The sequence below is a fragment of the Rhodococcus sp. IEGM 1351 genome (genome assembly GCF_030056875.1).
Lineage (GTDB): Bacteria > Actinomycetota > Actinomycetes > Mycobacteriales > Mycobacteriaceae > Rhodococcus_F > Rhodococcus_F opacus.
Window position 1 is genome coordinate 628,771 of record NZ_JASHKU010000001.1, and the last position, 14,210, is coordinate 642,980.

A 14,210-nucleotide genomic window follows, 5' to 3' on the forward strand; every position below is an offset into this window, starting at 1 on the left:
CTGGCGAGTAATAACTCAGGTGTCGTTGGAGGTCGAGTGATGAGCAAGCAGCGCGCAACGGAGTACGACGTCCTCATCGTCGGTTCCGGATTCGGTGGCAGTGTCACCGCGCTCCGATTGGTCGAGAAGGGCTACAAGGTCGGCATCCTCGAGGCGGGCCGTCGCTACGCCGACGCGGACTTCGCGAAGACCAGCTGGGATCTCAAGAAGTTCCTGTGGGCGCCCGCTCTCGGTTTCTTCGGCATCCAGCGCGTCCACCTGCTGCGCGACTGCCTCATCCTCGCCGGCGCCGGCGTCGGTGGCGGTTCGCTCAACTACGCGAACACGCTCTACAAGCCGCCTGCCTCCTTCTTCCAGGACAAGCAGTGGTCGCACATCACCGACTGGCACGACGAGCTCACGCCGTACTACGAGCAGGCCCGCAAGATGCTGGGCGTGGTCCAGAACCCGCACATGACCCCCGCCGACGAGATCATCAAGTCGGTCGCGGAGGACATGGGCGTGGGCGACACGTTCATCCAGACCCCGGTCGGTGTCTTCTTCGGTGAAGCGGGAAAGACCGTGCCCGACCCGTACTTCGGTGGCGTCGGCCCCGACCGCACCGGGTGCATCGAATGCGGCGAATGCATGACCGGATGCCGGCACGGCGCCAAGAACACCCTGCTCAAGAACTACCTGGGCCTCGCAGAGAAGGCCGGTGCCGAGATCATCCCGATGACGACGGTCACCGGTCTGCGCGAGGCATCCGACGGCACCTGGGACGTCTTCACCCGGCGCAGCGGGCCGCGCAAGAACCGGAACCGCAAGACGTACACGGCCGCGAACGTCGTCCTGGCCGCGGGCACGTGGGGCACTCAGCATCTGCTGTTCGACCAGAAGGAGACGGGCGCGCTGCCCAAGATCTCCGACCGCCTGGGGGTACTCACCCGCACCAATTCGGAGTCGATCCTCGGCGCCGCCAAGAACAAGGTGGACCCCGCGCTCGAGCTCACCAAGGGCGTCGCCATCACGTCGTCCTTCCACCCGACGTCCGACACCCACGTCGAGCCGGTGCGCTACGGCAAGGGGTCGAACTCGATGGCCCTGCTGCAGACGCTGCTGACCGACGGTGGCGGCAGGCGGTGGGTGACGTTCCTCAAGGAACTGGCGAAGGATCCGACGGCTCTGAAGGTCCTCACCCCGTACAAGTGGAGCGAGCGCACCATCATCGCCCTCGTGATGCAGAACCTCGACAACTCCATCACCACGTACACGAAGAAGGGCCTGTTCGGTCGGCGCAAGGTCACCAGCAAGCAGGGTCACGGCCAGCCGAACCCCAGCTGGATCCCGGCGGGCAACGAGGCGACCCGCCGGATCGCGGAGAAGATCGACGGCCGCGCGGGCGGCACCTGGGGAGATGTGTTCAACATCCCGCTCACCGCGCACTTCCTCGGCGGCTGCACGATCGCGTCGGAACCGTCGAAGGGCGTCATCGACCCCTACCACCGCGTGTGGGGTTACCCAACGCTGAGCGTGGTCGACGGTTCGGCCGTGTCCGCGAACCTGGGCGTCAACCCGTCGCTGACGATCTCGGCGCAGGCCGAGCGTGCGGCTTCGCTGTGGCCGAACAAGGGCGAGAAGGATCAGCGGCCGGCGCAGGGCGAGGGATACCGGCGCCTGAACCCGGTCGCCCCGGTCGCCCCGGTCGTCCCGGAGGGGGCGCCCGCCGCACTGGTGCTGCCGATCGTCGAGATCCGCAACAGCTCTGTGGTGCCCGACACGCAGAAGCACGGCGTTGCATAGGACCCGAGAGGGCCGGGTCATGGGGTCGCGCAGACCACAGAGCTGCGCCGATTAGACTGACCCGGTGGCAGATATCGAGCAACAGAGACCGGTCCTCGTCGTCGACTTCGGCGCGCAGTACGCGCAGCTGATCGCCCGACGGGTGCGTGAGGCCAAGGTCTATTCCGAGGTGGTTCCGCACACCGCGACCGTCGAGGAGATCGCGGCCAAGAATCCCCTCGCCGTGGTGCTGTCGGGCGGGCCGTCGAGCGTCTACGCAGACGGGGCGCCCCAGCTCGATCCGGCACTGTTCGATCTGGACATTCCGGTGTTCGGCATCTGCTACGGATTCCAGGCCATGGCCGGCGCGCTCGGCGGGACGGTGGCGCACACCGGCACCCGTGAGTACGGCCGGACCGACCTCAAGGTGCAGGGTGGTCTGCTGCACGAGGGACTTCCGTCCAGCCAGCCCGTGTGGATGAGTCACGGCGACGCGGTCACCGAGGCCCCGGCGGGCTTCGAGGTGACGGCCACCAGCGAGGGCGCACCCGTCGCCGCGTTCGAGGACCGGGCCCGCAAGCTCGCCGGTGTGCAGTACCACCCGGAGGTGCTGCACTCGCCGCACGGCCAGCAGGTGCTCAGCCGGTTCCTCCACGAGATCGCAGGCATTCCTCCCGCATGGACGGCCGCGAACATCGCCGACGCCCTCGTCGAGCAGGTCCGCGAGCAGGTCGGCGACGGCAAGGCGATCTGCGGACTTTCGGGCGGTGTCGACTCCGCTGTCGCGGCGGCGCTCGTGCAGCGCGCGATCGGCGACAACCTCACGTGTGTGTTCGTCGACCACGGTCTGATGCGTGCGGGGGAGCGTGCCCAGGTCGAACAGGATTTCGTTGCCGCCACCGGCGCCAAGCTGATCACGGTCGACGCCGCCGACACCTTCATCGGTGAGCTGGCCGGGGTGTCCGACCCGGAGACCAAGCGCAAGATCATCGGCCGCGAGTTCATCCGCAGCTTCGAGGGCGCGGTCAGTGACGTGCTGGGCGAGAACGCCGCGCACGGCGACACGGTCGAATTCCTCGTGCAGGGCACGCTGTACCCGGACGTCGTGGAATCCGGCGGCGGTACCGGCACGGCCAACATCAAGAGCCACCACAACGTCGGCGGACTGCCGGAAGACCTGCAGTTCACGCTCGTGGAACCACTCCGCCTGCTGTTCAAGGACGAGGTCCGGGCGGTGGGACGCGAGCTGGGTCTGCCCGAGGAAATCGTGGGACGCCAGCCGTTCCCCGGTCCCGGGCTCGGCATCCGCATCATCGGCGAGGTCACCCAGGAGCGGCTCGATATCCTGCGTCACGCGGATTCCATTGCGCGCGAAGAGCTGACGGCCGCCGGGCTCGACGGTCAGATCTGGCAGTGCCCGGTGGTGCTGCTCGCCGACGTCCGCAGCGTCGGCGTGCAGGGTGACGGACGCACCTACGGTCACCCGATCGTGCTCCGCCCGGTGTCCAGCGAGGACGCGATGACGGCGGACTGGACGCGACTGCCGTACGACGTTCTCGAGCGGATCTCCACCCGGATCACCAACGAGGTGCACGACGTCAACCGTGTCGTGCTGGACATCACGAGCAAGCCGCCGGGCACCATCGAGTGGGAGTGACGCACTGTGCGCGGTGAGCGAGTCCGACGACTCGCTCACCGCGCACATGCGCTTGCGCCCCTATCGCCGCCGGTTCGGGGCGAACACGAGCACCACGCCGACCAGCACCGCCACCACCACGAACAGCCAGCGGAACTCGACGTTCGCGAGCGGTTCCAGCGAGAACGGCCCCGCGAGCGCCCAGCCGCTCACCAGGAGTGCTGCCAATCCTGCGAGGAGCAGGAGCGGCGACGGGCGCTTCCGCGTCCCGGTCTGCTCGCTGTCCTGAGTGTCGTCGATGTCATCCACGGCGCACCTCCACACTTCCGAACTGGACATCTGCATTGAGGTTCAGGACGGGGCCGTCCGTGCCGTCGACGCCACCGTCGAGACCGTCCGGGAGGCACTGCGCGTCGCCGAACTGGGCGGTGCAGTGGTTCTCGACGTTCATGCCGGGCGGCAGGAGCACCACGACCTCACCGAACTGCCCGCTGACGTCGACCGTCTTGTCCTCGGTCAGAGTGACGTTCCGGAGGTCGAGCGTGAAGCTGCCGAAGCCACCGGAGTAGGCGGGCTCGATGGCGGCCGCTGTCGTCGGGTTCCAGGTCCGGTCGCCCATGTTCTCGCTGTTCAGGTCGAGGGACCCGACGATCGAGGCGAGGATCACGAAACCGATCAGGGGACCTGCGACGACGAGAAGGCCGTAGCCCTTGCGCAGGAATCCGCCGATCAGCAGCCCCACTCCGATGACGGCCAGCGCGACGGCGCCGATGCGACCGGGGTTCAACCAGTCGGATCCGGTGGCGACCGACAATGCCGTCGCCGCCGCGGCCGCCAGGATGGCCAACCCGATCACCATGGTGGTCAGACGGGAGTGGGTGCGCTCCGGTTGGACTGCGGGAGTGGTGGTCCTGGCCGGCTCGGGCAGGTCCCACGCGAACGGGGCTACACCGAGCGGATCCCACGCCGGCGGTCGCGGTTCGAGCGGCGCGAACGGGGCCGAGGGTGCGTCGACCTGCGGACCGGGGGCCGGGGACTTCTCGAACGACACCGGATCGGATTGGGCGGCAGCGGTTTCGGGATTCAGTGCCTCGGTGGGCGCGTCGGCCGTCTTGTCGTCCGAGGTGGGAGGTGTGCTCGGCGTGTAGGAGTCGGGAAGCTTCGTGTACGGACCGTACGCACCCGGACCGTACGCACCCGGACCGTACGCACCCGGACCGTACGCACCCGGACCGTAGGCACTCGGACCGTACGTGCCCGGGCCGAACGGGTTGGCGCCGAACTGACCCGGCGAGAAACTCGTCCCGGGATAACCGGTCCCGACACCCGGGGCAACGGCTCCGGCGGGCAACGGCGGAGGTATCGGCTGCCGCTGGTACAGCAACCACAGGCCGCCGAGCATCAGCGCCATGCTGATCAGCCCGGAGCCGCCGAGGCCGACACCGAACGGGCCGACGGTGGTCAGTGCGATGGCCAGTGCGACGAGAAGGACGATGGTCTTGGTGCCCGAGTCGGAGCTGTGACCGCGTCCCACCAGTGACTCCGCGGGTGAGGCCGGGTCGCCCGACTTCGTGAGGGCGAGCCAGCACGCCAGGTAGAGGAGCACACCGGCGCCACCGAAGATGGTGGACACGACGAAGGCGACTCGTATCAGTACGGGATCGACGCCGTAGCGGTAGCCGATTCCCGCACAGACACCGGCGACGTGACCACGGCCCGGCAACCGCACCGGTCGGGTCCGCCACAGATCCTGTATCTGCTCTTGGAAGCTCCCATTGCTCATATGACCATCGTTCCGGTCGGCGCGGCGGGCGTACATCGGGAACTACCCTGATCTTTCCGGTCGGGGTGGGCCGGAACGCGTGCCGAAGTCAGGGTTGGACCCTGATGCCGCGGCCCGGGGATCGTGCCAGTATCGAAGATGTGCACCCTGTGTCGAACACGTCCGCGGGCGGCGCCCAGTACGCGGGCGCCGTGACCGCGCCTGTCCCATCCGGCGGCATCCCCATGCCGCGGCTCGAACGCCGGACCGGTGGTCGCATCGTCGGCGGCGTCGCGGGTGGTATCGCCGATCAGCTGGGTGTCGACGTGATGAAGGTGCGGGTGGCGTTCGCCTGTCTCGCCGCGCTCGCCGGTGCGGGCATCGTCGCCTACGGACTGTTGTGGATCTTCACGGCCGCGGGTTCCGACACCGAGAAGCCCAGTGCGTCCGAGCGACGGAGAGCGTACGGACTGATCGCGATCGGCCTGGCCGGTGCGTCCGCGCTGTCGTGGTTGTTCAGTGGCCGCGTCGGTTCGGTGATCGCACCGATCATCGTGGTGGCGGTCGGCGCGGCCCTGGTGTGGCGCGAATTCGATTCGGAGGGCCCGCGCACCGTCATCGGGCTACCGCAGCGTCCCACCGTCCTCACCTGGGCGCGGGTCCTCGGCGGCGTGACGTTGATCGTGTCGGGTCTCGGTGTGGTGATCCTCGCGCAGGTCGATCTCGCTGCGCTGCGTTCGTCGTTGCTGGCGGTGGTGGTCACCCTGGTCGGCGCCGGGTTGCTGACCGTGCCCCTGTGGTTGCGACTGTGGCGCGCGCTGGGCGCGGAGCGTGCCGCCAGGATCCGCAATGACGAGCGTGAGGAGATCGCGTCACACCTGCACGACTCCGTCCTGCAGACCCTGGCGCTGATCCAGAAGCAGGCCGACCATCCGCAGGAGGTCGCGCGGCTGGCCCGGGGGCAGGAACGGGAACTGCGGAAGTGGTTGTTCGGTGGGGGAGACGCCGACCATTCGAGTCTCGCGGAGGCGTTGCGCATCATCGCGGGCGAGGTGGAGGACCACCACGGCGTCACGGTGCGGCCGGTGACGGTCGGCGATGTGGCGATCGACGTCGACGACACGGGCGAGGGTCTGTCGAAGGAGAGTTTCACGGCGGTGCTGGGTGCGACGCGGGAGGCTCTGGTCAACGCGGCCAAGCATTCCGGGGAGACGGACATCAACCTGTTCGCCGAAGCGGAGCGCGAACAGGTCAGCGTGTTCGTCCGGGACCGCGGCGTCGGATTCGACGTCGACGAGGTGTCCCCGGACCGTCAGGGCCTCGCGAAGTCGATCCGTGGACGGATCGAGCGGCGAGGCGGGCACGTCGACGTGCGGTCCGCACCCGGCAAGGGCACCGAGGTGCGAATCCACATGCCGCGGAACGGCCGGACGTGGGCGGCAGCGGGCGCTTCCGAGGACTCGGATGCTGCCGGCGTCGAGGACGTGCCGTTCAGTCAGGGTGCGTGAGCACCACTTTCGCCGTGTCGGCGCACTGGTGCGCGGTGTCTGCTCGCATGCTGTCCCGGTGAGGGGGTAATGTTCGCCGGCGACACGACTGTGGGGGTCGTGTGGTCGCATCCTGCTGTGGCGGGGTGAGACGCGCGAGATGTCAAGGGGGGATTTCATGTTCGACCGTGAGGGTCTGCGCGTGCGCGAGCACGAGTTGCAGAATCAGATCGATTCGATGCTGGCCACGCTCGACCGGCAGACGCAGGATCTGCATGCCGCTCAGCAGCAGGTGGCGCAGCTGCGGGTGAGTGGGGCGTCGGCCGACGGACTGGTGCAGGTGGTGGTGAACTCGGTGGGCGGCGTAGTGGACGTGCACCTCGCCCCCGACGCGTTCCGGCGGTCGACTCCCGAGTCGCTGGGGCGTGCGATGACCGAAGCCGCCCGGCGGGCGGGCGAGGCCGCGCACAGCGAGTCGATGCGCATCATGGGATCGATCGTGTCCGCGACCGAGACCCTGCCGGATCTGCCGGACCTCGTTCCCGGTGCTCCGAGCCTGCGGGACTTCCTCCCGCGCCTCGAACCCGACGTCGGCGGCGTCCCGGCCGATCGGGAACCGGACCCGGATAATCCCGACGACCCGCGGTGGAATCGGCCGGTCCTGCGGGACGGATGGCAGTGAGCGCGCAACTGTGGGTGGACTCGGCGCATCTGCGCAGCGTCGCGCCCCGATTCGAGGCGCTCTCGCAGCGGATGGCAGAGGTCGCCGCCGCACTGCATTCGACCCTCGAGGCCGAGGGGGAGTGCTGGGGCGGCGACGAGACCGGGACGACGTTCGCGAGCGGGTATCTGGCGTCGGCAGACGTGGCCGGGCGGTCGCTGGGGTTCGCGGCCGGGGCGCTCGCCGCGCTCGGATCCAGGCTCAGGAGCACCGCCGACTCGTTCGACGACACCGACCGCGGCACCGCATCCAGCCTCGCCGGGCTGTTCTGATGGGCATCGAGGTTCCGGGCAGTGTCCGGTGGCTGGCGGAGAAGGTGGTCGGGGCGGACTGGCCCGACGCGGACGAAACGGCGATGGAGCGGCTCGGGCAGGGGTGGAAGGACGCCGGAGCCTCGCTCGACGACATCATCGAGGAGGCCGACGCCGCCATGCGGTCGGCGAGATCCGGGGTCAGTGGTGACGTCGACACCGCGATGGCGCAGCAATGGGCGCGGATCGGTGCGGACGGGGCGCTACGCGAGTTGTCGGGGTTGCTCCACGAACTCGGCGACACCCTCGACTGGTCGGCCGACGACGTCCGGGTCGCGAAACTGTCGATCATCGCGGCGCTGGTGGCGCTCGCGGCCGAACTCGTCGCGGTAGCCGCGGCCAGCGCGATGACGTTCGGTGCGGCGAGCCCGGCCGCATTCGCGGCGGAAGCGGCCACACAGGTCACCGTCCGAATGATCATCCGGCAGCTGATCACCTCGATCCTCACCCGCGCCGCCATGGGCGCTCTGAAGGGCGCGGCAGGGACGGCGGCCATGCAGGCGACGTTGGAAGCCGGCCTGCAGTGGTACGAGAAGGAACACGGGCGACGCGACAGCATGGACTGGGGCAACGTCGCCGAAGCGGGCGGCAAGGGTGCGGTTCAGGGAGGCGTGAAGGGGGCCGTCAACGGTGCGTTCGGGCTGAAGCTCACCGACCCTCGTTCCCAGTTCGGGGGCATGCTCGGCTCCTACGTGCAGGAGGACACCGTCGGCACACCGAGGTTCAGCGACGCCGTCGTCGACGAGATGCTGGACCGGACCGGACTCGATGACGACGTCCGGCGTGCCCGCGACGAGATCGACGGGCGTCTGCCGTGAACGGGGACAGCCATAGCTTCCGCCGGGAGACCGACATGACGGTGAGACCGACATGACGGTGGATTCACGCCGGGGCGTACCGAGCAGGCACGGCGTGCACGGTGACCCCCGCTACCCCTCGCCCCGCAGGCTGCGGCGGGCGACCGCCTTCGCGATCGACTGGCTCCTCCATATCGGCGTGGCGATCGGGGTGTCGGCGGTGTGCGAGGCATTTCCGGAACTCACGCCGTGGTCTTTCGCTGCGGCAGTGTCCTCCTGGATTGCAGTGTCGTTCGTGCACCGAACCGTTCTTCAATCGGTGTTCCATACAACGGCGGGGAAAGCACTGTGTGGACTGTGCATCCTGAAGTCCGACGGATCGTGGCCAAGGTTCGGCTTCCTCACGAAATGGTGGGTGATCGGTGCATTCTCGATCGTTCTCGTCGCCTTTTCCGGCGCGGGTGGCGACAGTGACGAGGAGGACGACTGGTTTCCTCCGGTCGTTCGGCTTCGAGACGTCCGGCGCCTGCACGTCACCTAGAGTGGGGTGACACTACCCGTCCACGCGAGGAACAGCCGCAGTGACTTTGCCCGAAACACCCCCGTACCGTGTCTTTCTCGTCGATGATCATGCCGTTTTCCGTTCCGGTGTCCGCGCCGAGCTCGGCCGGGAACCGGACATGGAGGTGGTGGGCGAGGCGGGCGGTGTCGCGGAGGCGGTGTCCGGCATCAACGCCACGTCACCGCACGTCGTGCTGCTCGACGTCCATATGCCCGACGGCGGCGGTGTCGCGGTGCTGCGGGGTATCGAGTCGGGTCCGGTGTGCCTGGCGCTGAGCGTGTCCGACGCTGCCGAGGACGTGATCGCCGTGATCCGCGCGGGCGCCCGCGGGTACGTCACCAAGACGATCTCGGGCGCGGAACTGGCCGACGGCGTGCGCCGGGTCGCCGGCGGTGACGCCGTGTTCAGCCCGAGGCTCGCGGGATTCGTGCTGGACTCCTTCACCGGACGTTCCAATGCTCCTGAGCCGCAGCTGGATCCGGAGCTGGATTCGCTGACGCCGCGGGAGCTGGAAGTGCTGCGGCTGCTCGCACGCGGTTACACGTACCGGGAGATCGCCGAGGAACTGGTGATCTCGGTGAAGACGGTCGAAACGCACGCGTCGAACGTGCTGCGGAAGACACAGCAGTCCAACCGGAATGCGCTCACGAGGTGGGCGCACCGCCGGCGGATCGACTGACCTCCCGGGGTGTCAGGGCTGGGCGAGGAGGACGATCACGGCCACGAGCACGGCCAGGATCAGGATCGCGACCATGACACCCATGGCGATCGGCGCCCACGCCACCACCTGATCGCGGACAGTGGGGGCCGGCGAACCGGGAGCGGGTTTCGTCGGGCGCGGCGGCCACTGCAACCGGCCGAGCGGACGCGGCACGTTCTTGAGCGGTGTGCTCTGATGCACCGCGGGCAGACCGGCCTGGGTGGAACTCACCAGTTTGCTGCGCCGGCGTGAGTCGGGCAACGGCGTCGAGCGGTGTGCCCACGCCGGGATGGTGCCGTCTGCGGAATAGACGGGCGAGCCGACGAGGTGCGCGACGTTTCCGTCCCCGGCCATGGCCACCCGGGCCAGGGCGTCGCGGGCCTCGGCCATCGTCGGACGACGCGCCGGGTCGGGCTCGAGCAGGTGCAGCAGCGTGTCGGTGAGCGGCCCGGCCTTACTGGGACGGTAGATCTCGGCCTTCGCGACCCGGTGCAGGAGTGCGATGGAATCGGAGTCGATCCCGAACGGCGGCTGGCCCTCGACGACGGTGTACAGCGTGGAACCGAGCGAGAAGACGTCGCTCGCCTCGGTGGGGTCCTGACCGCGGGCGACCTCGGGGGAGAAGTACGCGGGTGTGCCGGTGATGACCCCGTTCGTGGTGTCGGCGGAGTCTCCCTTGGCGCGGGCGATGCCGAAGTCGCTGATCTTGACGGTGCCGAGTTCCCGGCCGCGGTCGGCGACGAGGATGTTGCCCGGCTTGATGTCCCGGTGCACGATCCCGGCGGCATGGGCGGCCGTGAGTGCGTCGGCCACCTGCGCGCCGATCTGGGCGACCTCGAGCGGGGGCAGTGTGTCGGCGATGTTCATCGCCTGGGCGAGGCTGCGGGACGGCAGGTACTCCATGACCAGCCAGGGCTCGCCTGCCTCGAGTGCGACGTCGTACATCGCGATGGAATGGCGGTGGGCGAGTTTGGCGGCGTTGCGACCTTCCCGCATGGTGCGTTCGCGGACACGGCGGGCCTCGTCGGGGTCGAGTCCGGCCGTCGTGGTGACCTGTTTGATGGCGACGTCGCGGTGCAGCAGGGTGTCCCGGGCGAGCCAGACCGCGCCCATTCCACCGCCGCCCAGTTTGGACCGCAGGCGGTATCTTCCGGCCACCAGGTATTCGGGTCCGATGCCCCTTTCGCTCTGCTCCTGCTCCATCACGCGTTCAGGTTAGAGGATTGTGCGGACACGAGATGTGCGACGGTCCTGACCTGGCCATTCGGGGTCCACTTGACGGGCCACCACCGACCGGCTTTACTTGAAATGAGTTCGAAAATACGTTCGAACAAAGCGTCTGTTCGAGCCGCGTCTTCCCCGTGGTTGCCGACCGCTGTTGGTGCCGAGTGTCAGGGGTGTCGAGTTGGCTGAAGTGGCCGGCGAGCCGGGGTTTCCGGTGCCGGGGTCTCCCGAGTTGTCCGGGCTGTCCCGGCAGGAGCGTCTGGACTACCTCCGACGACGGATGGCCGCTGTTCCCGCGCGCGGTGAATCGGTGGCGAGCCGCGCCCCGGTGGAGAGTGCGTTCCCCACGACGGGTACTTCCGCAGCACCCGATTCCCATGCTGCCGGGGTACTCCCGGTTCCGGCTGCGCTGGCGGAACTCCTTCCCCGAGGCGGGCTGGTGCGCGGTTCGGTGGTGTCGGTATCGGGTGCCACGTCGCTGCTGCTGGGGTTGGTCGCGTCCGTGACCGCGGGCGGCGGACACGTCGCGGTGATCGGGCATCCCCGGCTCGGGGTGCTGGCAGCGGTCGAGATGGGGGCGCAGCTGGAACGGCTGGCCCTGATCCCCGACCCGGGCGCTGATCCGGTGGAGATCGCCGCGGTGCTGCTGGACGGAATGGATCTGGTGGTGCTCGGACTGGGAGGGGCGTCGGTGGCGCCGTCCCGGGCGCGTGCGGTGGTGGCCCGGGCCCGGAGCAAGGGGTCGACCCTGGTCGTCACGGACGGGCACTGGGACGGCGCGGAGATGCGGCTGGAAGCCCGGGTGCACGGTTACGCCGGACTGGGCAACGGATCTCAGGACCGGGGATGCGGGCGGTTGCGTTCTCTCAGCCTGGCGGTGTGCGCCCGGGGGCGGTCGTTCCAGCCGCGCACCACCCGGCTGGACGTGCGGTCGGCGCAGGGCCGGGTGGAATGGGTGAGCACTCCGGAACCGGTGGCGTCCCTCGAGGCCGCCCCCTTCCCGGAGCCGGTGGAGGTGGTGGGTCTGTGAGCCGGGTGCTGGCGTTGTGGTGCCCCGACTGGCCCGCGATCGCGGCGGCCGCCTCCGCGGACCTCCCGCCGACGCATCCGGTGGCGGTGACGTCGGGCAATCGGGTGATCGCCTGCTCGGCGCCGGCCCGCGCGGACGGGGTGCGCAGAGGGCTGCGCCGCCGCGAGTCCCAGGCCCGGTGCCCCCGGTTGCACGTGGTGGCAGCCGATCCCGACCGCGACGCGCGGCTGTTCGAGCCGGTCGCCTCGGCCGTCGACGCGGTGGCGCCCGGTGTCGAGGTGCTGCGACCCGGGCTCGTGGTGCTGTCCGCTCGGGGCGTCGCCCGGTATTTCGGTTCGGAGGAAGCCGCCGCGGAACGGTTGGTGGACCAGGTGTCGGCGGTGGGGGTGGAGTGCCAGGTCGGTATCGCCGATCAGCTGTCCACGGCCGTGATCGCCGCGCGCAGAGCAACTCTCGTGTCACCGGGTGAGGGGGCCGCCTTCCTGGCGCCGCTCCCGATGCGGGAACTGGCCGCCGAGCCGAGCCTCGCGGCACCCCACCGCGGTGAGCTGGTCGATCTGCTGCACCGGCTCGGGTTGCGCACGATCGGCAGTTTCGCCGCGCTGTCGGCGGGCGATGTGGCTTCGCGGTTCGGAACCGATGCGGTGCTGGCGCATCGGGCCGCGCGGGGTGAGCCGGAGCGTCCCCCGTCGGGGCGGTCGCTGCCTCCCGACCTGGAGGTCGAGGAACGGTGCGATCCCGTCATCGAACGGGTCGATGCCGCCGCCTTCGCGGGGCGTGCGCTGGCGGAGAAGCTTCATCGCACACTGTCGGACGCCGCGGTGGCCTGCACCCGGCTGGCGATCTCGGCGAGCACCGGCAACGGTGAGCAACTGTCCCGGATCTGGAGATGTGCGGAACCGTTGACGCCGGAGGCGACGGCGGACCGGGTGCGGTGGCAGCTGGACGGGTGGTTGACCGGGCGCAGCGAGAAGCGGCCCACCGCCGGTATCGCCGTCCTGCGACTCGAACCGGTGGAAGTGGTGGCGGCCGGAGCCTTACAGCTGGGTCTGTGGGGTGGGGTCGGCGACCAGGACGAGCGGGCCCGGCGGGCTCTGGTGCGCGTGCAGGGACTGCTCGGCGGGGAAGCCGTGCAGGTGGGTGTCCTCAGCGGTGGGCGGGGCCCGGCGGAGCGCATCACGTTGCTGCCGTTGGGCGACGAGTTGATTCCGCGCAACGATCCGTCGGAGCCGTGGCCGGGCACGTTGCCGGAACCGGCGCCTGCCGCGGTGCTGACCGCGTATCCGGAGGTGTGGATGTCGGACGAGCGGGGTATGGCTGTGACGGTCACGGAACGGGGTGTGTTCAGCGCGCCTCCCGCGCGGTTGCGGTGGGGGAGCCGAGAGTGGGCGGTGTGCGGATGGGCCGGACCGTGGCCGGTGGACGAGCGGTGGTGGGACCCTCCGGCCGCCCGGACGGCGGCCCGGGCCCAGGTACTGCTGGAAGAGTCGCGGGCGCTGCTGGTGATCTGCACGGCAGGCCGTTGGTCGGTGGAGGGAATCTATGAGTGACACGGAGCGGGACACGCTGCACCGCAGGGTCGTCGTCCAGGAACTGACGAGCCTCGACGGGTTCGTCGCCGGGCGGTCCGGCGAGCTGGACTTCTTCGATGCGGTGCCGGATTACGGTGAGGTGGACCGGTACAACCTCCGTCTGCTCGCCGACACGGACCTCGCCCTGCTGGGGCGCAAGACGTATCAGATGTTCTCGGACTACTGGCCCACCGAACAGGCTCAGGGCGAGGTCGTGGCCGAGACCGTCAACGCGATCCCGAAACTCGTGTTCTCCTCGACGCTGGACAGTGCCCCGTGGGGGGATCGGGAGCCGGCGCAGCTGTGGCCGGGCGACGCCGTCGAGAGGGTGCAGCAACTCCGGCAGGAGCCGGGGGGCGACCTGATCGTGTGGGGAAGCATCACCCTCGCGCGATCGCTGCTCGCCGCCGAACTGGTCGACGAAATCCAGTTGCACGTGGTGCCGATCCTGCTGGGACAGGGACGCAGGCTCCTCGACGAGGACACCGGGATGCATGCGCTGACGTTGCTGGAGTCGAAGGGTTACGACTCCGGGGTCGTCACGTTGCGCTATCGGGTGGGGCGGGCGGCGTAACCCGCCCAGCCGATCTCCCCCTATTGCCTCACGTCAAGATGCGCGCGAAGTCTGATTCGTTGACTCATTCGAGA

General features: G+C 69.2%; 14 protein-coding genes. 11 read left to right on the top strand and 3 right to left on the bottom strand.

Annotated features, from left to right (window positions below; genetic code table 11):
- Positions 1-39: 39 nt before the first annotated feature.
- Both QM806_RS02895 and guaA read left to right on the top strand, forming a co-directional pair.
- Positions 40-1,782, top strand: coding sequence for a GMC family oxidoreductase N-terminal domain-containing protein (locus QM806_RS02895; RefSeq protein ID WP_005257140.1), 1,743 nt, complete (start codon positions 40-42; stop codon positions 1,780-1,782).
- 64 nt (positions 1,783-1,846) lie between these two features.
- Positions 1,847-3,418, top strand: coding sequence for a glutamine-hydrolyzing GMP synthase (gene guaA / locus QM806_RS02900; RefSeq protein ID WP_005570997.1), 1,572 nt, complete (start codon positions 1,847-1,849; stop codon positions 3,416-3,418).
- 60 nt (positions 3,419-3,478) lie between these two features.
- Here the strand turns inward: guaA and QM806_RS02905 are convergent, their stop codons facing one another.
- Entirely contained in the window at positions 3,479-3,706 is a 228-nt protein-coding gene (locus QM806_RS02905) for a hypothetical protein (RefSeq protein WP_054248426.1), read from the bottom strand.
- Positions 3,699-5,216, bottom strand: a complete 1,518-nt coding sequence (locus QM806_RS02910; protein WP_043792227.1) for a PspC domain-containing protein — start codon at positions 5,214-5,216, stop codon at positions 3,699-3,701. The genes QM806_RS02905 and QM806_RS02910 overlap by 8 nt, the downstream gene beginning before the upstream one ends.
- 68 nt (positions 5,217-5,284) lie before the next feature.
- Here QM806_RS02910 and QM806_RS02915 point away from each other — a divergent pair, with 68 nt between their 5' ends.
- The 6 genes from QM806_RS02915 to QM806_RS02940 all read left to right on the top strand — a co-directional run bounded on the left by QM806_RS02915 (position 5,285) and on the right by QM806_RS02940 (position 9,716).
- Positions 5,285-6,667, top strand: coding sequence for an ATP-binding protein (locus QM806_RS02915; RefSeq protein ID WP_210753098.1), 1,383 nt, complete (start codon positions 5,285-5,287; stop codon positions 6,665-6,667).
- A 157-nt stretch (positions 6,668-6,824) separates the two neighbouring features.
- Positions 6,825-7,328 carry a YbaB/EbfC family nucleoid-associated protein gene (locus QM806_RS02920; RefSeq protein WP_054248425.1) on the top strand — a complete coding sequence of 168 codons (504 nt, stop codon included), beginning with the start codon at positions 6,825-6,827 and terminating at the stop codon, positions 7,326-7,328.
- On the top strand, positions 7,325-7,639 hold the full coding sequence (locus QM806_RS02925; protein ID WP_052024043.1) for a WXG100 family type VII secretion target: 315 nt from the start codon (positions 7,325-7,327) through the stop codon (positions 7,637-7,639). The genes QM806_RS02920 and QM806_RS02925 overlap by 4 nt, the downstream gene beginning before the upstream one ends.
- Entirely contained in the window at positions 7,639-8,496 is an 858-nt protein-coding gene (locus QM806_RS02930) for a WXG100-like domain-containing protein (protein ID WP_054248424.1), read from the top strand. The genes QM806_RS02925 and QM806_RS02930 overlap by 1 nt, the downstream gene beginning before the upstream one ends.
- A 52-nt stretch (positions 8,497-8,548) precedes the next feature.
- Positions 8,549-9,016 carry an RDD family protein gene (locus QM806_RS02935; protein ID WP_054248423.1) on the top strand — a complete coding sequence of 156 codons (468 nt, stop codon included), beginning with the start codon at positions 8,549-8,551 and terminating at the stop codon, positions 9,014-9,016.
- Between the two features lie 40 nt (positions 9,017-9,056).
- Positions 9,057-9,716, top strand: a complete 660-nt coding sequence (locus QM806_RS02940; RefSeq protein WP_005257121.1) for a response regulator — start codon at positions 9,057-9,059, stop codon at positions 9,714-9,716.
- A gap of 12 nt (positions 9,717-9,728) precedes the next feature.
- On the opposite strand, the gene QM806_RS02945 is transcribed toward QM806_RS02940, so the two are convergent.
- Positions 9,729-10,940 carry a serine/threonine-protein kinase gene (locus tag QM806_RS02945; protein ID WP_005257120.1) on the bottom strand — a complete coding sequence of 404 codons (1,212 nt, stop codon included), beginning with the start codon at positions 10,938-10,940 and terminating at the stop codon, positions 9,729-9,731.
- A gap of 211 nt (positions 10,941-11,151) precedes the next feature.
- Between QM806_RS02945 and imuA' the strand changes: the two genes are divergently transcribed.
- Genes imuA' through QM806_RS02960 form a run of 3 tightly spaced genes read left to right on the top strand, consistent with a single transcriptional unit; the run spans position 11,152 to position 14,136 of the window.
- A complete protein-coding gene (imuA', locus tag QM806_RS02950) occupies positions 11,152-11,991 on the top strand; it encodes a DnaE2-dependent mutagenesis accessory factor ImuA' (RefSeq protein WP_025432258.1) in 840 nt (279 codons plus the stop codon).
- On the top strand, positions 11,988-13,541 hold the full coding sequence (locus tag QM806_RS02955; protein ID WP_064080778.1) for a DNA polymerase Y family protein: 1,554 nt from the start codon (positions 11,988-11,990) through the stop codon (positions 13,539-13,541). The genes imuA' and QM806_RS02955 overlap by 4 nt, the downstream gene beginning before the upstream one ends.
- Positions 13,534-14,136, top strand: a complete 603-nt coding sequence (locus QM806_RS02960) for a dihydrofolate reductase family protein (protein WP_005572772.1) — start codon at positions 13,534-13,536, stop codon at positions 14,134-14,136. The genes QM806_RS02955 and QM806_RS02960 overlap by 8 nt, the downstream gene beginning before the upstream one ends.
- Positions 14,137-14,210 lie beyond the last annotated feature (74 nt).